The sequence below is a fragment of the Hymenobacter sp. genome (assembly GCF_031398885.1).
In the GTDB taxonomy this organism is placed as follows: Bacteria; Bacteroidota; Bacteroidia; order Cytophagales; family Hymenobacteraceae; genus Hymenobacter.
Window position 1 is genome coordinate 11,856 of sequence record NZ_JANNOD010000065.1, and the last position, 19,443, is coordinate 31,298.

Sequence of the window (19,443 nt, forward strand, 5' to 3'; positions counted from 1 at the left end):
CAAGGGGGCGTCGGCTGGGGACCAGGTTTACGCAGACGGACCCGCGGGGGGCCCGCTCAAAACAAATTTACCGGAAAAGCCCCCGCCGCTCCACCCTCCCCGCACCACAGCCGTAGAAAACGGCCAGCCTTACCCTTCCCAATGCCCGCCCCTACTCACCTCATCGTTGTTGGCACTTCCGCCGGGGGGATGCCGGCGCTGGTGCAGCTGGTTGCCCAGCTGCCCGCCACGCTCCCCGCCGCGGTGTTGGTGGTGCAGCACTTTGCCTCCGATACCGACGGCCAGCAGCTCGTAAGCCGCCTGGCCCGCCACACTGCGCTGGACTGCCGCCTGCCCGTCGACGGCGAACCCCTGCGGCCCGGCGCGCTGTACCTAGCCCCGCCCGACCGCCACCTGCTGGCCAAGGACGGCTCCGTGGCCCACGTGCTGGTGACCAAGGGCCCGCGCGAAAACCGCTACCGCCCCTCCGCCGACGCCCTGTTCCGCTCGGCGGCGGTGGCTTACGGGCCGCGCACGGTGGGCATCGTCCTCACCGGCATGTTGCACGACGGCACCGCCGGGCTGGAGTTCATCAAGCGCTGCGGCGGCGTGGCCATCGTGCAGGACCCCGCAGAGGCCGAGTTTCCGAGCATGCCCGAAAGCGCCCTGCGCCACGTGGACGTGGACTACGTGGTGCCGCTGGCCCTGATGGGGGACTTACTGGACGAGATAACGCGGGGCGTAGTGCCCGAGCGCAAAGTGGAAGTGCCCGCGGACCTCAAGCAGGAGGCCGCCATCGCGGAAAGGGTCGTCGGAACCGTGGCGGCCGTCGCGGCCCTCGGCCACCACGTGCCCCTCACCTGCCCCGACTGCGGCGGCACTCTGTGGGAGATGAACCAGGGCAAAGTGCTGCGCTACCGCTGCCACACCGGCCACGCCTTCACCGCCGACGCGCTGCTGCGCAAATCCCAGCAGAGCCTGGAAGAAAGCCTCTGGGTGGCCCTGCGCATGATGGAGGAACGCAAGCACCTGCTCAGCAGCATGGCCCTGCGCGGCGACGTGCTTCACCCCGGGCACCAGGAAGAGCGGATTGGCGAAATCAAAAAGCACACCGAGCGCCTGCGCGAATTTCTGCTCAACGGCGCCGGCGGCAGCCCCGATTCCACCGCGGCCACACCGGCCGACTAGCGCAGCTGTTGCGGCGGGCGGGCCGCCCGCCGCACTTACCTAGGCTTCGATATGAGGGTCGTGCCAGTGCGACTGCCGGGCCGCGTCGAGCAGCGTGGGCACGATGCACGGCGCCGGTTCCAGCCCTCGTTTGAGCAGCTCCTGTTTCACCCGGTCGGGCACGTGCACCAGCACCAGCTGGGCGTGGTTCTGCTGCAGGTGGTAGTGCGAGGCCCAAATCAGGCCGATGGCTTCGTCCGATAAAGAGCTCAGCATCCCGCAATCGACCCACACCGCGGGTTTGCCGCTGTGCTCGGCGCAGCTCAGCCAATGGGCCAGCGCCACCTCCGGCTCGTCCGTCCGCCCGGGCGCCAGTATGAGCAGGTAGCTGTCCGGCAATAATTCGTGGTATACAACATTCATATATTTTGCCAACAATGAAGCCAGGCTCGTGAAATGCCAAAGAGACGCTTTGTTGGTAGATGAAACAGAGATGGGGCTGACGCAACCCGTTCAAATTTTAGCCCCGGCGGGGCGGCATACCGGTAGTAATTACCGGATTGATGACCACCAAGCCCCGGCGGGGCGGCCCTGGCCAGCACGACTGCCGGGGCTTGGTCGCGGTTGAACCGCCTATTGCCACCGGTGTGCCGCCCCACCGGGGCTCAGGGTTTGATAAAGTACGTAAGTTCCGAGATAATAACTAACTGCCACAAATTTCGAACCCATAACGGGGAAAAGCTACGCAATAAGTACGGGTTGTGTCGGTAACAAATACTGAAATAATAACTGCTATTAGTTCTATTAATTATTCGACTTCGTAGTCAAACTACCCCACCCCGTTCAACGTCAGCCGCGGTTTCCCCCTCCGAGTGCGGGGCGTGAAGGCGCGAAGAGCCGCGCCTTGGCGTCCGCGCCGTTGGCCCGCACCCGTTCAACAACCGTTCACCGCCGAGACGCGCAGGGTCGCGCCGCGACAACCCGAACTTTGCCCGGGAAGCCGTTCCAGAGCAGGCGTTTCGAATGAAAAAGCCTGGCTGCTTTAAGTTTTCACGTGTCCAGGACTTGCGTTGCGGGCAGCAACGCCGCTTTCGCGCCCAGTTCTGCGGCCAGCAGGCTGCGCTGGTGGTGCGTCGTATTTGCGGCGCTGGTCTGGTAGAATAGCGCGGACGCAAAAGCCCCCTCGGGAAATTCCCGAGGGGGCTTTTGCGTCCGCGTTGCAAGCCGAATTGCTTCCTTGCGTGGCTCCGTCAGCAGTTCTGCCTATTTGTTGAAACGATACACGCTGACCGGCCCACCGTTGCTGACCTGCACGAAGTAGAGCCCGGTGGCGGGCAGCTGCGCGATGGGCACCTGCAAGTCGAGTTGGGGCTCGGCCAGCACCCGGCGCTCCTGCCACAGGACCCGGCCGGTGGCGTCGAGCACCCGGAGGTTGACCGGCCCAACCAGCGCAGTGGCAAAGCGAATACTGACCGTGGTAGTGGCCGGGTTGGGAGACAGCGTGGCCGCGGCGCGGCCCGCGTTCACCACGGTTGCCACCGGGCTGAAATGCGGGGTGCCGTCGTTGTCCACCTGCCGGAGGCGGTAGTACGACACGCCGGGCAGCGGCGCGGCGTCCAGCGCGGCATACGTGCGCTTCTGGGTGCTGGTGCCGCTGCCCGGCACCTGGGTCACGGCTTCGAAAGCACGGCCATTGGCGCTACGCTCCACGGCAAAATAGTCGCAGTTTTTTTCCGAAGCCGTTTCCCAGCTCAGGCGCACGCCCTCGTTTTGCAGCACCGCCCCGAAACGGGTCAGCTCCACGGGCAGGGGCGGCGTCAGGATGATGGGGTTCAGCACCAAACAGCCGCTGCCGTCGTAGGCCACGTTGAAGGCCCGGCCCTGAGCCAGCAGGCCCACGGCGTAGGTGTTGACGGTTAGACCATCGCCTGAAACCGTGGCGCCCCATTTGTGGGCTCCCGACGCGCTGTTGTTGCCAATGGGGTTGCGAATGGGCGTGGAAAAGTTTGCGGCAAAGTTAGTGTCGTCGTAGAACAGGAAGTCAGTGAACCCGTTGTTGTTGCCCGGCCGCACCGACCGCACCGTGATGCCAGCGGCATCAGCAGCTTCACAGTCGAACATGGGGAAGTTTACCGGGCCCACGCCGCTGGAAAACACCAGGTTGATGGTAGCTGCTGGCATTTTAACTCCAGTGTCCGTTCTGCCGTCCCAAACGAAGGTATTGGCCGTATTCGACACTACCGTTTGGCGTTCGATTACCCGGTCATTGGCAGCTTCGTAGGTCTGGTTATTGTTGCCGTCGATGAAGACGATGCCGAATCCGGCCTGGTCGATGGCCAGCGAGAACGTCGTGCTCTGGTTCGGGGCCGTGCCCGAGCAGGTGGTCGTAATCGTCGGCGAGTTGGGGGGAGTCGTGGACGGGTAAACGGCGATGTCCGGGTTGTTCACAAACAGCTTGTATTGCGCGTAGCCTACGTTACCATTTTGGCTTTTACGCTTGGTAATGTAATCGCCGGCCACGCTGGTTCCTAACTCGTTGGCCGTAAGTAGGGTGCCAAAAGGCCGGATGCGCGAGTAGCTGACCTGCTTCACGAAGAAGTTGGCGTTGGCGAAGTTGGGGTTGGGAATGAGTGGGTACAGCGCGAACGTGGTGGCGAACTGGTTGGCGAAATCGGCCCCGGTAAACGACCAGGCCGAGGAATACAGCCGCCCCGGCTTTTCCCCGCGCCGGCTCAGGTTTGCGTTGGCGTCATCGCGCACCGTGAAGTCCCAGCAGTCGTACCAGGACTTGCTGGGGGCCACCACGAGGCCCAGGAGGGCAACCTGCTCAAACTCTATCCAAACTTCCTGCGCCGCTCCCGTAGTGTTTTCGAACACCAACGGATTGTAGCCAGTGGCAGGCAGCCCCGCGTTGAACCGCGGGCCCACCGCGGCTTCCTCGGGCGTGGCAATAACGCCCGGGGCAGGCGCAAGGGTGGCGTTGCGCGGGTTGGTGCCCGTAGCTATTTCCAGGATAGTGGAGCTGGCCGTCGTAGTACCGTACTTCACTTCCAGTCGCAACCGGGTGTTGTCATTGGTTTCGGTGGGCACGCGGCGCAAACCATAGTACAGCTTTTCGCCCGGCTCCATGTGAATGTAGAGGCGTTCGAGCGCGTTGGAATTCGGCTTGAGAAAACCAGGAGAACCAGAAAAAGCTCGGGAGTTAGCGCCATCATCGTGCTGCAGGTAGCCGATGAAGTTATTGACTGCCGTGGCCGTGCCGCGGGGGGCGGTGCCCGGCGTGATGTTTTTGGAGCCTTCAGCGCGCACCAGCGGCGAAAACACGCTGACCGCCAGCAGCACCGCGGGTAAGAGTTTAGTAAAAATTCGGTTTTTCATAAAGTTGAGAATAAATTAAAAAATGAACGAAAGATGCTGGCGGAGCCGGCGGTAGAGAATATAATTCGCTCGCTCCGCAACAAAAGTAGGTAGTCCACACTAAATTGCAAGACTGTCCTTATAGCCACTCATTTAAATCCGCGAACAGCTTATAATTTTAATACTGTAATCTGTAATTTTCTTGACATAGCTGAACGGTGGCAGACGCCCCGGGCTGGCAGCACAGCGGCGCGTTCTTGCCCCTGCCGCTGCGTAGTCCGAATCAGAACGACCACGGGGCGGTTGCCCCCGGCCTGCACCTGCGGTGCCCTGCCCGGCGGCCCGCTCTTGCCCGCAGCCCGATGGCCACAGGTGCAACCGCACGCGGCGGGCCGGGTAGCGGTGGCCGCGCTGACGAAATAATAACATAACCGTTACGCGTTGCGGGAAAGCACGAGGACGAGGCGCCACAACCGGGTTCCGGCGGGCCATTTGCCCGGCGGGGCGGTTGTGGAAAGCGTACCTTGCGCGCCGCCGCCGATTGGCCGCCAACGCTGCTCCTATACGCTGCGGCGGCCCGGCCCGGATTCGGCCTTTCCGTTACTTATGAAAATCCTTTATAGCTACCTGCGCAACTACTGGGGCCTGCTGGCCCTGGCCCTGGGGCTGGCCGCCATCAACCAGGTGTTCTCGCTGCTCGACCCCTACATCTTCCGGCAGATTATCGACCGCTACGTGGTGAAGCCCACCGGCGGGCTGCACCGCATGGAATTCTGGCCCTTCCTTGCTGGCGGGGCGGGCGTACTCATCCTCAAGGCCATGGGCGTGGCCATGGTCAGCCGCATTGCCAAGAACTTTCAGGACTACTACGTCAACGTCATCACCCAGCGGCTGGGCGCGCGCATGTACTCCGACGGCCTGCGCCACTCGCTGGAACTGCCCTATCAGGTGTTCGAGGACCAGCGCTCGGGCGAAACCCTGGGCAAGCTCCAGAAGGTGCGCGCCGACGTGGAGAAGCTCATCCAGATGTTCGTGAACGTGCTGTTCACCTCCGTGGTGGGCATCGTGTTCGTGATGTGGTACGCCAGCACCGTGTACTGGCCCATCGCGCCGGCCTACTTCCTCACCATTCCGCTGCTGGGCTTCATCAGCTCCTTGCTCAGCCGCAAAATCAAGGTGGTGCAGAAGACCATCGTGGCCGAAACCACCGCCCTGGCCGGCTCCACCACCGAGAGCCTGCGCAACATCGAGCTGGTGAAAAGCCTGGGCCTGGCCCAGCAGGAAACCGAGCGCCTGAACGCCACCACCGAGAAAATCCTCAAGCTGGAGCTCAAGAAAGTGCGCTACATCCGCTCGCTGAGCTTCGTGCAGGGCACCTTCGTGAACCTGCTGCGTAACGGCATCATGCTCATGATGCTGTTTCTGGTGGTGCAGGGCAAGATTACGGTGGGCGAGTTCTTCTCGCTGTTCATCTACTCGTTCGCCATCTTCGGGCCGCTGCAGGAGCTGGGCAACATCATCAACGTGTACCGCGAAACCGAGGCCTCGCTGGCCAACTTCCAGCAGATTCTCGACACGCCCAAGGACGTGAAGCCGGCCCACCCCCGGTCAGTCGAGCACATCGAAACCCTGGAGTTTGACAACGTGCGCTTCAAGCACCTCACGGCCGAGGTGCCAGCCCTGGCCGGCATCAGCTTCCGCACCGAGCTCGGCCAGACCATTGCCTTCGTGGGCCCCTCGGGCTCGGGCAAAACCACGCTGGTGAAGCTGCTGGTGGGCCTCTACCCGCCCCTGTCGGGCCAGATTCTCTACAACGGCATCCCCGGCGCCGAAATTGACCTCGACGAGCTGCGCGAGCAAATCGGCTTCGTGACCCAGGACACCCAGCTGTTCTCGGGCACCATCCGCGAAAACCTGCGCTTCGTGGCGCCCCAGGCCACCGACGCCGAGTGCCTGCACGCCCTGCGCCAGGCCGCGGCCGACCCCCTGCTCGCCCGCGCGCCCCAGGGCCTCGACACGGTGATTGGCGAGGGCGGGGTGAAAGTATCGGGCGGCGAGAAGCAGCGCCTCAGCATTGCCCGCGCCCTGCTCCGCAAGCCCACCCTCATGGTGTTCGACGAAGCCACCTCGGCCCTGGACTCGCTCACGGAAGAGGAAATCGGCAAGACGGTGCGGGAGCTGTCGGGCTCGCGCCAGCACATGACCATCCTCATTGCCCACCGCCTCAGCACCATTCTGCACGCCGACCGCATCTTCGTGCTCGAACGCGGCCACGTGGCCGAGCAGGGCCGCCACGAGGAGCTGTTGCAGCAAAAAGGCCTCTACTACGCCATGTGGCGCCAGCAGATTGGCGAGCGCAAGGAAGCGGCGGTGCTGGCGTAACCTTAGCCTCGGGGACGAGAAGCAGCCGCAGCATTCTGACCCTCAAGCAGGTGGGTTGATAACCAACTCAGTACGCACAATTTTGTCTATCTTCCTACTGAAGCGGGAGGCGGCAATGCTGCCGTTATGAGCAACCAAGTTGGCGCCATAGTTTGGCCCGGCATTGGGAGCAGACCAACCAACTCCTTTCGCCAAGCCACCAAGAATATGGAAACCGTAGATAAACAACTTCAAAAAAAGATTAGCGAGGAGTTCGCCAAGGGAAACCTTGACTTTACCGCAGAATATTTGGCCGACAACGTCAAGTGGAACATCTTGGGCGACAGCCCGATTATTGGTAGGGCGGAGGTGCTGGAAGTATCCAAAATGCTGCAGCTTCAAAGCTTTCCTATCATCACAATAAAAAACATTGTAGCAGAAGGAAATTACGTAGTGGTAGAAAGTACCGGCGAAGCCAAAACCACAAACGGCAAGCAGTACAACCAGACTTATTGCGATGTTTTCCGATTTGGTGATGATAAACTCCAGGAAATAACCACCTATCTGGACACTGCATTAAGCAAGGAGGCCTCGTAAAGATTGATGAGGCAAAAGCTGCTGTTCCATCATTGGTTGCTTCAGCGGTACGCGCTACATAATCACCATCTTTTTGGGGTCGAAGGTGGCCTCGGGCGGCTGCGGGTTCATTTCCTCCAGGGCGGCCACCACAATCTCGGCAATGGCCAGGTCGCGGGCCCACTTGTGGTTGGCGGGCACCACGTACCACGGCGCGGCGGCCGGCGAGCAGTGCCGCAGGGCGTCTTCGTAAGCTTGCTGGTAAATTCCCCACTTGCTGCGTTCCTTGAGGTCGTTGGGGTCGAATTTCCAGTTTTTAGCGGGGTCGTCGAGGCGGGCCTGCAGGCGCTCGGCTTGCTCTTCTTTCGAGATGTGGAGGAAAAATTTGAGGATGCGCGTGTCGTTGCGGGTCAGCAGGGCCTCGAAGTTGTTGATGTCGGCGTAGCGCTGCTGGCAGGTCTTGGCGTCAATCAGGCCGTGCACGCGGGTGATGAGCACGTCCTCGTAGTGCGAGCGGTTGAACACGCCAATGTGGCCGCACTTGGGCGCCTGGGCGTGGACGCGCCACAGGAAATCGTGGTTTAGTTCCTCATACGAAGGCGCTTTGAACGTGGCGACCTGAATGCCGGCCGGATTGACGCCCGTGAGCAGGTTCTCGATGGCGCCATCCTTGCCGCCCGTGTCCATGGCCTGAAACACGAGAAGCAGGCTGCGGGTGTGCTCAGCGTAGAGCAGCTCCTGCAGCTCGCACAGGCGCTGGCGCAGGGTCAGCAGACGCGGTCGGGCCGAGTCTTTGTCGTGGCACTTATGGGCGAAAGGCACGGTGGCGTCCGGGTCCACGGCCGCGAGGCGGAAGGTTTTGCCGGTGGCCCGCACGGCCGGAGTCCTGGGCAGCTTGAACTTCATGAACGCTAAGTTTGGCGCGGTTGAAGAATTAAGTCTCCTACTTTCTTAATTCCCAATTCTTAATTCCTAATTCTTAATTAATTTCAGCCGGTTACCAGCCGCGCCACGCCGAAGGCCGCGCCCTCCGCCAGCGCGCCCACCACGGCCATTTTGAGGGCGCCCGCCACGGGCGGCTGCCCGGTCATGCGGCTCTTGAAGTAGCCGAACACCAGCAGGCACAGCAGCGTGATGGCTGCCGACCACGCCAGCCCCTCGGTGGGCGTGCTGGTGAAGAAGTAGGCGCTGAGCGGAATGAGCCCGCCCACGGCGTAGGCCGAGCTGATGGTGGCGGCGCTTTTGGGCGCTTGCCGGGGGTCGGGCTCCTCCAGGCCCAGCTCGTACTTCATCATGAAGCGCACCCACTGCTCGGGGTCGGCGGTGAGCTCGGCCACGGCCTGGCGGCGGGTTTCGGCCGAGAGTCCCATTTCGGCCAACAGCTCGTCTACTTCGGCGCGCTCCACGTCGGGCACCTCGCGCACTTCGCGCCGCTCGCGGGCCTGCTCGGCATCGTAGTGCTCCACTTCGGTGCGGCCGGCCAGGTAGCCGCCCAACCCCATGGCGATGCTGCCGGCCACGATTTCGGCCAAGCCCGCCGTGATGACCAGACCCGACGAAGCCACGGCCCCGCTCAGGCCCGCCGCCAGCGCAAAGGGCACGGTAAGGCCGTCGGAGAGGCCAATGACCACGTCCTGCAGCGTGGCCGAGCTGCTGAGGTGGTGCTCGGGGTGCAGCACGAAGGCGGGTTCGGTGACGGCGGGGTCGTTCATGGCGTAAAATCAGGGAAGAAAAATTAACTCGGCGGGGCGCTTGTACGTACGCAAGAATAGACTTTGGGCGCCCGAATTGTTTCGGCCGTTTTTTTCACTTCACTCGTCGTTCACAATTATGGCCTCTCCCGCCAAAACCGCGGCCCCCCAAGCCCCGGCCTCGAAAAAAGCCGCGGCCCCCGCCGCCAAAAAAGCCCCCGCCGCCAGCCGCAACGGCGCCGGCAACACCGGCAACGGCGCGGGCAGCAACCCCACCGTGGATATTCAGCCGGTGCTCAACCAGCAGAACCACGCCCCCGCCCCCACCCAGCGCTTTGGCACCGTGAGCCAGCGCCTGCCCATCGGCCTCAACGAAAACACCCGCCAGGTGAGCGTAACCGACCTCAACCAGCTGCTGGCCGACTCCATCACGCTGCGCGACATGTACAAAAAGCACCACTGGCAGGTGGTGGGCCCCACCTTCTACCAACTGCACCTGCTCTACGACAAGCACTACGAAGAGCAAACCGAGCTGGTCGACGCCATTGCCGAGCGCATCCAGATTCTGGGGGGCGTGGCCGTGGCCATGGCCCACGACGTGGCCGAGCTGACCAGCATTCCGCGCGTGCCGCGCGACCGCGAAGAAGCCCCTGTGCAGGTATCGCGCCTGCTCGACGCCCACCAGCGCCTGCTCAAGAACTGCCACGACTACGCCGAAAAAGCCGCTGACGCCGGCGACGACGGCACCAACGACCTCATCGTGAGCCAGCTCATCCGCACCAACGAACTGCAGGTGTGGTTCGTATCGGAGCACGTGGTCGACTCGCCGCTCATCCAGGCCCGCTAGCGGGGTTTTCGTTGCCTGAATACCCGAGAAAAGAGCGGCTGCAACGTTTGCAGCCGCTCTTTTTTGTGGCCCGCAATGCCGCCGCACGTCGGCGCCAAGCCGCCGCGGCCGCGCTGCGGACCAGCACCTCCTACTTGGCCTGCGCGGCAAGCTTTTCGTTGTGGTTGCCTTCGGCTTCTTCCACCGAATGGGTTTGGCCCAGGTCGGAGTCTTTCTTAGCCAATTCGGTCAGGGCGCAGTAAAAATCGTGCAATACCCGGATTTCATCCTCCGTAAAGTCCTGGGCGTTGATGAGGCGGTTGCTGGCGCCTTTGGTGGCCGCAATCAGCTCGTTGAGTTTGAGGTGCAGCACCAGCGAATCTTTGTTTTGGGCCCGCTGAATGAGAAAAACCATCAGAAACGTGACGATGGTAGTGCCCGTGTTGATAACCAACTGCCAGGTTTCGGAGTAGTGAAACAGCGGCCCCGTGAGGGCCCACACCGCTACTACGCCCGCCGCGAGCATGAACGCCGCCGTGGAGCCGGAAAATTTGGTGATGCTTCCCGCCAAACGGCCGAAGAAGGAATCAGAAGCCGAGGTTGAGGAAGGATTCATGGCCAAGCGTTGAAGATGGACGTAAGACATCCCGGGTGTGCCCCCGGTCGCGCAAGGTAACCATTTGAATGGCGGGCGTTTGATAAAAAAGGCGCCGCCGAAGGTTGTGCGACCGATGCGCGGCGGCTATCTTTGCACCCGCTTCGCCGCCTCAGCGGAGCCGGTTTCGGCCGAACTGCCCGGTTCAGTTGCTCAATTTGCGCACGTGGTGAAACTGGTAGACACGCCATCTTGAGGGGGTGGTGCCTTCGGGTGTGGGAGTTCGAATCTCCCCGCGCGCACGCAAAAGCAAGAAGCCCGCTGCAAGTATTTGCAGCGGGCTTCTTTTTTGAAAAACCCGGGCGACCCGGAATGATTTTGATTCGATACTTGTCGAATTGTATTAGCTTTGCATCCCCGCTTTGTTTATGATTGCTCCCAATAAGCGCCTGACCCGCATCCTGAAAGCCCTGGCCAACGAGCATCGCCTGAGTTTGTACCTGCAAATCTGGCAGCAGCAGCGCATGGCCGTGCCCCGCAGCGAGTGCTTCGTGAGCGACTTGGCCGCTAAAATGAAAATCGGCGCCCCCACCATCTCCCACCACATCAAAGAGCTGGAATCGGCGGGCCTCATTACTACGCAGAAAGTAGGCAAGCAGATTACGGCCGCCGCCGACCCCGAAACCCACTCGTTCGTGCTAACCCAGCTGGGCGGCTGACCTTTTTTTACCCATACATTTCGAAGTTTTTCAAATCGTCAAATTAATAACCTAAAACCTCCCTTATGAACAGTGAAAAGAAAGTAGCGCTGGTGACGGGCGCCTCGTCGGGCATTGGCGAAGCGACGGCGCGGCTGCTGCTGCAAACCGGCTACGTGGTGTACGGCGGCGCCCGTCGCCTCGACCGCATGGCCGCGCTGGGCCAGGCCGGGGCCCAACTGCTGGCCCTCGACATGACCAAAGATGAGTCGTTGGTCGCGGCCATTGAGGCCATCAGGCAGGCCGAAGGACGCCTCGACGTGCTGGTAAACAACGCCGGCTATGGCTCGTACGGCGCGCTGGAGGACGTGCCGCTGGCCGAGGCGCGGTATCAGTTTGAGGTAAACGTGTTTGGGCTGGCGCGGCTGGTGCAGCTGGCGCTGCCCCTGCTGCGGACGCAGCGCAGCGGGCGCATCATCAACGTGTCGTCGATTGGGGGCCGCATTGGCGAACCGCACGGCGGCTGGTACCACGCCACCAAGTTTGCGGTGGAGGGCCTCAGCGACTCGCTGCGGATGGAGCTCCGGCAGTTTGGCATCGACGTGGTGGTGATTCAGCCGGGCGCCATCAAAACGGAGTGGAACCAGATAGCCCGCGAAAACCTGCTCCAGGTATCGGGCAGCACGGCTTACGCCGACCTGGCGCAGCGCCACGCCCGCATGCTGGCCAAGGCCGACGCGGGCGGTTCGGAGCCGGCAGTCGTGGCCCGGACCATTGTGCACGCGGCCACCACCGCCCGGCCCAACACCCGCTACGCAACCGGCGGCGGGGCCAAGGCCGTGCTCCTGCTGCGCCGGCTGCTCTCCGACCGCCTGTTCGACAAGCTGATGCTCAGCCAAATGAAATAGGCCCGGACGCGGCTACTCGGCCCGCTCAAACGGGTTGCCGGGCTTCACCAGCACCACCCGCTCGCGCTCGACCACCACCTGGCCGGGCAGGGCGCCCTTGGGCTTGCGCACGAATTTTTTGGGCGTCACCGTCACGGGGCACAGCGAGTCGTGTTGGCGGCGCGAGTACCAGCCGGCCAGCTGCGCGGCGTGCTCCACCACGGGCTCGGGCACGGGCTGCCCGGCCCGGTGCCGGATGACAACGTGCGAGCCGGTCACGTCCTTGGCGTGCAGCCACAGGTCGTCCTTGTGGGCGTATTTCTGGGTGAGCAGGTCGTTGTTCGCCGCGTTACGCCCCACCAGGATGGTGAATCCGCGGTCCTCAAATACCTTGAACGGCAGCTCCGTGGCGGCTTTGGCGGCGGCCGGCGTGGGGTCGAGGCCGTGCTGCTTGCGCCAGACGCGCAGGCCGCGCAGTTCGGCCAGGGCCGGTTGGGTATCCATTTCTTCGAGGCGCTCCAGGGCCGTGAGAGCTTCGGCTTCGCGGCGGGCAATGCGCTCGGTGAGCTGGCGCTCTTCGATTTGCTGGTTCTTGCCCTTGCGGTAGAGGTTTTCGGCGGTGCGCTGCGGTTTTTCGGTGGCTTTCAGCTTGATGAGCCGGGGCTGGTTGGTGTAGAAGTCCAGCACCTCAATTTGCGCCGCGCCGGCCGGAATGGCGTGCAGGTGGGCCATGATGAGGTCGGCGGTGTGGCGGTAGCCGGCCTCGTGGGCCAGGGCGTGCAGGCGCTGGCGGGCGTGGGCGGCGGCCGTGCTGGCTTCGTCGGCGCGGCGCTCCAGCAGCTGGCGCAGTTGCTTGGTTTCCAGCTCCAGGGCGCGGCGGCCCAGCGCCAGGGGCACGAAGCGGCGCAGCGCGCCCACGGGGTCGTCGCCGGAAAAGGTTTCCAGGGTTTCGCCCAGCGGCAGCAGGCTCAGGCGGGTGCGGCCGTCGAGCTGCACGAGGTAGTAATGGGCCGGCTTTTCCAGCTGGGCCAGCACTTGGTTCACCAGCCGGGCTTTGGTTTCGGGCGGGGCCGGGTCGTAGCCCTGGGCGCGCAGGTAGCGCAGGGGCAAGTCGGCCAGGGGCGGCGGCAGCTTTGTCTGAACCACGGATTCGGCGGATTTTTCGGATTCCACCGATTTTGTCGGCGAAACGGGCGCATTCAGCGTGGCCGGCGCGGGCTGGGGGCGCAGGTCGGCGTCGGCCAGCAGCTTTTGCTGGAAAAGCTGCGCGGGCGCGTCCGGCGCGGGGCGAAAAATGGCGTTGGGCCGCGGGCCGTAGAGCTTGAACACCAGCCGGGCCCCGCTGCGGAAATTCACTTGCAGCACCCGGTCCTGCGGCCAGGCGGCCACGGTTTCTGCCTGCTGGCCCAGCAAGTCGGGAAACAAGTCCACCGAATTGGCGCGGGCCCGCTGGAAGGTTTCGGGCAGCGCCAGGGCCGGAAACGTGGCGCCCAGCTGCGCCTTCAGCCAGAATTCTTTGCTGCCCTCGGTGAGGCCCACCACCAACTCATCTTTTTCCTGCGAGAAGCACACGGCCACGCGGTAGCCCCGCAGCTGCTCGGTGAGCGCGGGGGCCAGCTGGCGCAGGAAATAGTAGTTGGTGTGCATGCAAAAAAGTGGCCTTCTCGGATTGGGGTTTGGTTCCCATCCTGCTGTGCGGTTCGAACGTGGGCGTAACCGGTTTGCAGCAAAGTTGTGCACTTCCCGCGCAACTGTTCCCCTTGGCTCGCGGTCATGCCCCCAACACAGCACATTGCTGCGCACTACTTCTCAGCCTTAAGGTGTCGGCGTCATGACCAAATTTCTCTCCCTGTTCGCTTTGGTGCTGAGCCTGACAGCCTGCGAAAAAGCAAGCCCCGAACCCAACGCAGGCCCGGTCATCTCGGATTTCGACCAAGAGTTTAGCCTGAACTACCAGCAGCAGGCCCGGCTTCGGACCGCTAACGCCCCCGAGCTGGCCGTCACGCTCGCGGAGTTGGAGTACACCTACTGCCCCGAAAACGTCTTTTGCTTCGTCGGCACGTTCGTAGCTCCCTCGCTGAACATCACCGACGCCCAGGGCCAGACCCAGCAACTAACCCTGCCGCTGGCTGGCAACCTAACCAACAGTGCGGCCTTTATCGACTCGGCCAGCGTGCTCGCCAACAGCCGGCGTTACGTGGTCTATTACACTAAGTGGAATATCAGGAATGTGAAAAACTACCCCGAAAAGCAGGATATCAGTGTGCAGTTGCGCATCGTCAAGCCCTGACACTGACACTGACACTGACCAGAACAGCGTTTTCTACACTTCCACCACCAGCCCGTCGTACGCCAGCCGAATCCACTCGGGCAGCTCGGCTTCCACGTCGTGGTGGCGGCCCAGCTGGTGGCTGATGTGCGTAAGGTAAGCGCGCTTGGGGCCGGCTTCTTCCAGCACGGCCACGGCCTGGGCCAGCGTGAAGTGCGAAATGTGCTCCTCCCGGCGCAAAGCATTGAGCACGATGACGTCGGCGTCGCGCAGCTGGGCGCGGGTTTCGGGGCCGAGGTGGTTGGCGTCGGTGAGGTAGCAGAAGCCGCCGATGCGGAAGCCGAGCACGGGCAGCTTGTGGTGCAGGGCCCGCAGGGGCTGCACCGGCACGCCCTGCACGTCGAAGGGCGCGTCGTCGCGCTCGATGGGGTGCAGGCGCACGCGGGGCACGCCGGGGTACTTGTGCTCGGCAAAGATGTAGGAGAATTCCTGCTGCAATTGGCGCAGCACCCGCGGCTCGCCAAATACGGGCATGTCGGTCTGCTGCCGGAAGTTGAACGCGCGGATGTCGTCGAGGCCGGCGGTGTGGTCCTTATGCTCGTGGGTGAAGAGCAGCGCGTCGAGGTGCGTGACGCGCGCGCGCAGCATTTGCTGGCGGAAGTCGGGGCCCGAGTCAATCACGAAGCTGCGCCCGGCCACGGCCACGTGCACCGACACCCGCAGGCGGTGGTCGCGGTGGTCGAGCGAGCGGCACACGGCGCAGGTGCAGCCTATCATCGGCACCCCGGAAGAAGTACCCGTGCCTAAGAACGTTACTTGCACTGCGTTTGAATTAACAATTAAGAATTAACAATGAAGAATTGTCCGCAGCACAAGCGCACCTGTGCATTTTTAATTCTTAATTGTTAATTCTTAATTCCAGACTACCCCACGTACTGCTTCACCACGCGCACCAAGGCGTCGAAGTCGAGGGGCTTGGGCAGGTAGTCGGTCACGCCGGCTTCGCGGAACTGGTCCATGGAGTAGTTATTGGCGTTGCCGGTGATGGCGATGATGGGCAGCTTGTTGATGTGCGGGTCGGCGTGGGCGCGGATTTCGCGGGTGCACTGCATGCCGTCCTTCACGGGGATGTTGATGTCCATCAGCACGCAGTCGACGGCGTTGCTCTCCAACTGCTTCAGCACTTCCCCCCCGTTCTTGGCCAATACAATCTTGTACTTCTGCAGTTCCAAAATTTTGCGCGTAAGGTTGAGGATTACCGAGCTGTCCTCAGCAATGAGAATGGTTTTGGCGGGGGTATCGACGGACATGAGCGTGGGGTTTGGGGGTGAGTTCGTGGGGTAGAGAACCAGAAATGCGGCCGCAATCAAGCAGCCGGGGCGTCGGTAGCGCGCTCCACGGCGCGGGGGTATTCGGCTACGAACTGTGCAAAGTAATGTTCCAGCAGTTGAAAACCCGCCGCGCCCTCTTCCAGGCGGCCTTCCCGGAGCTGGTGCTCAAGGTGGCGGGCCTGGGCCGCCAGCGCCACGCCGCCCAGCGTGGCCGCCGTGCCCTTGAGCTGGTGCAGCATGGGCAGCAATTCGTGAAAATTGGCCCGGGCGGCCACCGGGGCGGCGTCGCGCAGCAGGTCGCCGGCTTCCTGCTCAAATTCCTGGTAGAGGTCGGCCGTGAACTCAGAGCCGCCCAGCTCCACCAGCTGGCGCAGCACGGCGTCGTCGAGCGTGGGCTCGCTGGCCGCGTGGTCGGCGGGCGCCCGCAGCGCGGCGGCGGCAGCTTCTCCGGGCGTGGTGGCCGCGGCCCAGTCCGCGCGCGGGCGCAGCCAGCGGTGCAGCACCTCGTAGAGGTGGCGGCTTTTCACGGGCTTGCCCACGTAGTCGTCGAGGCCCTGGCGCATGAAGCGGCCGGCGTCCTCCTGCATCGAGTAGGCGGTCATGGCCACCACGGGCGGGCAGTGCTCGCCCAGCAGCCGGCGAATTTCAGCCGTGGCTGCCACGCCGTCCATATCCGGCATCTGAATGTCCATGAAGATGATGTGGTAGCCGGCGCCGGGGGCGGCGGCCAGGGCAATGGCTTCGGGCCCGCCGCTGGCCACGGTCACCAGGCAGCCCAGCTTGGTGAGCAGGCGCAGGCCCACCTTCTGGTTGATGGCGTTGTCGTCGACGAGCAGCACCCGGGGCGGGGCCTCGAAGGGCCGGAAGGCCGCCTCGCGCACGGGCGCCGCCGGGGGCAGGTCTTCGGGCTGGGCCTCGCGGGCGCTGATGGTGAACCAGAACACGCTGCCCTCGCCCTCGTCGGAGAGCACCCCGATTTCGCCCCCCAGCAGCTCGGCCAGCTGCCGGCTGATGCTCAGGCCCAGGCCCGTACCGCCGTAGGCCTTGCTGGGCGTGGTGTCGAGCTGGGTGAAGTTGGTGAAGAGCAGGCTGGCGTTGTCGGTCGAGATTCCGATGCCCGAGTCCTGCACGGCGAAGCGCAGGGTGTGGTGCTCGCCGTCGGTGCTCACGCTGCTCACCACGATGCCCACCGTGCCCTCGTTGGTGAACTTGATGGCGTTGGCCACCAGGTTGGACAGGATTTGCAGCAGGCGAATCTCGTCCGTCATCACGTAGCGCGGGGTGTGCGGGGTGATGTGGTAGGTGAAGCGGATGTGCTTCTGCTCGGCCCGGTAAATGAACAGGGCCCGGATGCGCTCCATCACGGCCTGCAGCTCCAGCGGGGCCTCGCGCACCTGCAGCTTGCCGGCCTGGATTTTCGACAGGTCCAGGATGTCGTTGAGGATGGTGAGCAGCGCGTCGCTGCTCTTGCGCAGCGTGTCCACGTAGTCGAGCTGCTCGTCGGTGTCCACGGTCTGGTCGAGCAGGTCAATCATGCCGATGATGCCGTTCATGGGCGTGCGCAGCTCGTGGCTCATGTTGGCCAGAAACTGGGTTTTGGCCTCCAGGGCGGTTTCGGCCGCGTCCTTGGCCTGGCGCAGGTCGTCCTGCATCTGCTTGATTTCGGTCACGTCGCGGGCAATGCCCTCGGAGCCGTACCGGCCGCCGGGCGTGAAGCGGGCGTTCACGAGCACGTTCACCGGGTGGCCGTCCTTGTGCCACATCTGGGTTTCGAAGTTGCGCAGGCCGCTGCTGCGCCCCACTTCGGTCCGGGCCCGGAGGTGGTCCTCCGGGTCGACGTAGTAGCTCACCACCGGCTGGCCGACGACCTCCTCGGGTTCGTAGCCCAGCACGTCGCGCACCGAGGGGCTGACGATGGTGACGAGCCCCGCCTCGTCGGTGCGGTAGTAGATGTCCTGAAACGACTCGAAGATGGAGCGAAACTTCTCTTCCTGGGCCTCCAGGGCCAGCTGGGCCCGCTTCTGCTCGGTGATGTCGTGGGCAATGGCCGAGATTTCCTCAAACGAGCCGTCGCCGAGGTAAATCGGGTTCAGGTGCACGTCGGTCCACACGTCGTAGCCGCGGGCGTCGCGCAGGCGCGTCTCGAAGCGCTGGGCCTGGCCCTTGGCCGCCGCCTCGTAGTGGTGCACGAAGGTGTCGCGCTCGCCCTCGGGCATGTGGGCCAGGTCGGCTTCCCAGAGGTTGAGGCCCCGCACAGGGTAGGTGCCGTTGCGCCGCAGGAACAGGGCCGCGTAGTTGCGGTTGAAGTTCATGAGCTGGGCGCGGGTGTCCACGGTCCACATCACGTGCGAGCCGCTCTCGAAGATGGCGTTGAGGCGGGCGGTTTGCTTGCCGATTTGCTCCTCGTTGCGCTTGCGCTCAATGGCCAGGGCCACCTGGTTCGAAATGAAGTGCAGCACGTCGAGGTCGCCGGGCGTGTAGGCGTCGGCGCGGCCGTAGTCCTGCACGGCCAGCACGCCGATGATGCGGTCGCCGATGCTCAGCGGCGAGGCCAGCATCACCTCGGGCACCAGCCCGTAGGCCGTGATGGTGCCGCTGCGGATGAGCTGCTGGAAGTCGGTGTGGGTGAGGTAGCGGGGCTGCCCGCCGGCGATGATGTACTCCGACACACCCGACGAAAACGGCCGCGACGGCTGGGGTCGGTGCTGGGGGTGCTGGTCGACGTGGTAGGCAAACTGGAGCTCGGTGCGGGCGTCGTCGCAGAGGGCAATGAACAGGTTGCTGGTTTCGATAATCTTGCTCAGCTCGCGGTGAATGGCCCCGTAGAGGCTGGGCAAGTCCTTGGCGCTGATGGCCAGGTTGGCGATGCTGTAGTAGACCTTCTGGAGCCGCTCGGCCTTGATGCGGTCCGTGATGTCGTGCAGGATGGCGCGGCTGCTCACCGGCTGGCCCGCCTCGCGCACCACGCTCATGCTCCCGATGAGGTGCACGGGCTTGCCCATGCTGGTCAGGAACACGGTTTCGACCTTGTTCACCGGCTCGCCGTCGTAGAGGTTGCGCAGCTGGTAGAGCAGCTTGGCTTTGTAGTAAGGGTGCACCACGTCGGCCAGGGTGCGGGTGGCCAGCTCGGAATCGGTGTAGCCGAGCTTTTCCTTCCAGGCTTTGTTCACGAACAGAAAGCCGTTGTCGGCGCTCAGGTGCTGCACCAGGTCCTGGGCGTTGTCGAGAAAGTCCTGCAGGTGGGTGCTGTCGCCGGCCAGGGCCGGGCTGGCCACGCTGCGGTTGGGCTGCTCGTGGCCGGTCATCCACACCCCGGTCACGCCGCCGGCCGCGTCGCGCGTGAACCCCGCCCGCCACATCAGGGAGCGGAGCTGGCCGCTGCGCGTGAGCACAAAATGCTCGGAGCCGGACCCGGTGGTCTGGTGCTCGATGCAGTCCAGGTAGGCCTGCCGCCGCGAGTCGCGCTCGGCCGGGGCCGAAAACATTTGGTGGCACAGCTGGCCCAGCACCTGCTCGCGGGAGTAGCCGGTCAGGGCCAGAAACGCTTCGTTCACGTCCACGATGGCGCCTTTGCGGTCGGCCAGCACGTACAGTTGGCCCAGCTGGTCGAGCAAGGCGGCCAGCGGCGGCGCCACGGGGCGGGTGGAAAAAGCAGCCGGAAAGGAAGCCATAAAACGACGCGTACTGCTGGTGGGTATTTTTCCGC

General features: G+C 63.6%; 16 protein-coding genes and 1 tRNA gene. 8 read left to right on the forward strand and 9 right to left on the reverse strand.

All coding sequences use genetic code 11. From position 1 onward, the window contains the following. Window positions 1-141 precede the first annotated feature (141 nt). Window positions 142-1,167 carry a chemotaxis protein CheB gene (locus RMO51_RS13450; protein WP_310395419.1) on the forward strand — a complete coding sequence of 342 codons (1,026 nt, stop codon included), beginning with the start codon at window positions 142-144 and terminating at the stop codon, window positions 1,165-1,167. A 39-nt stretch (window positions 1,168-1,206) separates the two neighbouring features. Here the strand turns inward: RMO51_RS13450 and RMO51_RS13455 are convergent, their stop codons facing one another. Together RMO51_RS13455 and RMO51_RS13460 are read right to left on the reverse strand one after the other, a co-directional pair. Then, window positions 1,207-1,569 carry a hypothetical protein gene (locus RMO51_RS13455; RefSeq protein WP_310395421.1) on the reverse strand — a complete coding sequence of 121 codons (363 nt, stop codon included), beginning with the start codon at window positions 1,567-1,569 and terminating at the stop codon, window positions 1,207-1,209. Between the two features lie 840 nt (window positions 1,570-2,409). Beyond that, window positions 2,410-4,524 (reverse strand): T9SS type A sorting domain-containing protein, encoded by a 2,115-nt coding sequence (locus RMO51_RS13460; RefSeq protein ID WP_310395423.1) that lies wholly within the window; start codon window positions 4,522-4,524, stop codon window positions 2,410-2,412. A gap of 585 nt (window positions 4,525-5,109) precedes the next feature. Here RMO51_RS13460 and RMO51_RS13465 point away from each other — a divergent pair. Continuing rightward, the gene (locus RMO51_RS13465; RefSeq protein WP_310395425.1) at window positions 5,110-6,885 is read left to right on the forward strand and encodes an ABC transporter ATP-binding protein; all 1,776 of its coding nucleotides are present in this window, start codon (window positions 5,110-5,112) and stop codon (window positions 6,883-6,885) included. A gap of 126 nt (window positions 6,886-7,011) precedes the next feature. Then, window positions 7,012-7,461, forward strand: a complete 450-nt coding sequence (locus RMO51_RS13470; RefSeq protein ID WP_310395426.1) for a nuclear transport factor 2 family protein — start codon at window positions 7,012-7,014, stop codon at window positions 7,459-7,461. A gap of 54 nt (window positions 7,462-7,515) precedes the next feature. On the opposite strand, the gene RMO51_RS13475 is transcribed toward RMO51_RS13470, so the two are convergent. Together RMO51_RS13475 and RMO51_RS13480 are read right to left on the reverse strand one after the other, a co-directional pair. Continuing rightward, window positions 7,516-8,346, reverse strand: coding sequence for a polyphosphate kinase 2 family protein (locus RMO51_RS13475; RefSeq protein ID WP_310395428.1), 831 nt, complete (start codon window positions 8,344-8,346; stop codon window positions 7,516-7,518). Window positions 8,347-8,429: 83 nt separating this feature from the next. Continuing rightward, a complete protein-coding gene (locus RMO51_RS13480; RefSeq protein WP_310395430.1) occupies window positions 8,430-9,152 on the reverse strand; it encodes a VIT1/CCC1 transporter family protein in 723 nt (240 codons plus the stop codon). Between the two features lie 118 nt (window positions 9,153-9,270). Here RMO51_RS13480 and RMO51_RS13485 point away from each other — a divergent pair, with 118 nt between their 5' ends. Next, window positions 9,271-9,978, forward strand: coding sequence for a DNA starvation/stationary phase protection protein (locus tag RMO51_RS13485; protein WP_310395431.1), 708 nt, complete (start codon window positions 9,271-9,273; stop codon window positions 9,976-9,978). A 130-nt stretch (window positions 9,979-10,108) separates the two neighbouring features. Here RMO51_RS13485 and RMO51_RS13490 read toward each other — a convergent pair whose 3' ends face one another. After that, a complete protein-coding gene (locus tag RMO51_RS13490; protein ID WP_310395432.1) occupies window positions 10,109-10,573 on the reverse strand; it encodes a low affinity iron permease family protein in 465 nt (154 codons plus the stop codon). A gap of 199 nt (window positions 10,574-10,772) precedes the next feature. Between RMO51_RS13490 and RMO51_RS13495 the strand changes: the two genes are divergently transcribed. The 3 genes from RMO51_RS13495 to RMO51_RS13505 all read left to right on the forward strand — a co-directional run bounded on the left by RMO51_RS13495 (window position 10,773) and on the right by RMO51_RS13505 (window position 12,158). After that, window positions 10,773-10,854 (forward strand) — tRNA-Leu (locus RMO51_RS13495). Window positions 10,855-10,980: 126 nt separating this feature from the next. After that, window positions 10,981-11,271, forward strand: coding sequence for a metalloregulator ArsR/SmtB family transcription factor (locus RMO51_RS13500; RefSeq protein WP_310395434.1), 291 nt, complete (start codon window positions 10,981-10,983; stop codon window positions 11,269-11,271). A 65-nt stretch (window positions 11,272-11,336) separates the two neighbouring features. After that, entirely contained in the window at window positions 11,337-12,158 is an 822-nt protein-coding gene (locus tag RMO51_RS13505) for an oxidoreductase (RefSeq protein ID WP_310395435.1), read from the forward strand. 12 nt (window positions 12,159-12,170) lie between these two features. On the opposite strand, the gene RMO51_RS13510 is transcribed toward RMO51_RS13505, so the two are convergent. Beyond that, a complete protein-coding gene (locus RMO51_RS13510) occupies window positions 12,171-13,784 on the reverse strand; it encodes an NFACT RNA binding domain-containing protein (RefSeq protein ID WP_310395436.1) in 1,614 nt (537 codons plus the stop codon). A gap of 184 nt (window positions 13,785-13,968) precedes the next feature. Here RMO51_RS13510 and RMO51_RS13515 point away from each other — a divergent pair, with 184 nt between their 5' ends. Further along, window positions 13,969-14,427, forward strand: a complete 459-nt coding sequence (locus RMO51_RS13515; RefSeq protein ID WP_310395438.1) for a hypothetical protein — start codon at window positions 13,969-13,971, stop codon at window positions 14,425-14,427. Between the two features lie 33 nt (window positions 14,428-14,460). Here RMO51_RS13515 and RMO51_RS13520 read toward each other — a convergent pair whose 3' ends face one another. From RMO51_RS13520 to RMO51_RS13530, 3 genes are all read right to left on the reverse strand, one after another. Further along, window positions 14,461-15,228, reverse strand: coding sequence for an MBL fold metallo-hydrolase (locus tag RMO51_RS13520; RefSeq protein ID WP_310395439.1), 768 nt, complete (start codon window positions 15,226-15,228; stop codon window positions 14,461-14,463). A 101-nt stretch (window positions 15,229-15,329) separates the two neighbouring features. Continuing rightward, window positions 15,330-15,716, reverse strand: coding sequence for a response regulator (locus RMO51_RS13525; protein ID WP_310395441.1), 387 nt, complete (start codon window positions 15,714-15,716; stop codon window positions 15,330-15,332). A gap of 56 nt (window positions 15,717-15,772) precedes the next feature. After that, window positions 15,773-19,408, reverse strand: a complete 3,636-nt coding sequence (locus tag RMO51_RS13530; RefSeq protein WP_310395442.1) for a PAS domain S-box protein — start codon at window positions 19,406-19,408, stop codon at window positions 15,773-15,775. Window positions 19,409-19,443: the final 35 nt, after the last annotated feature.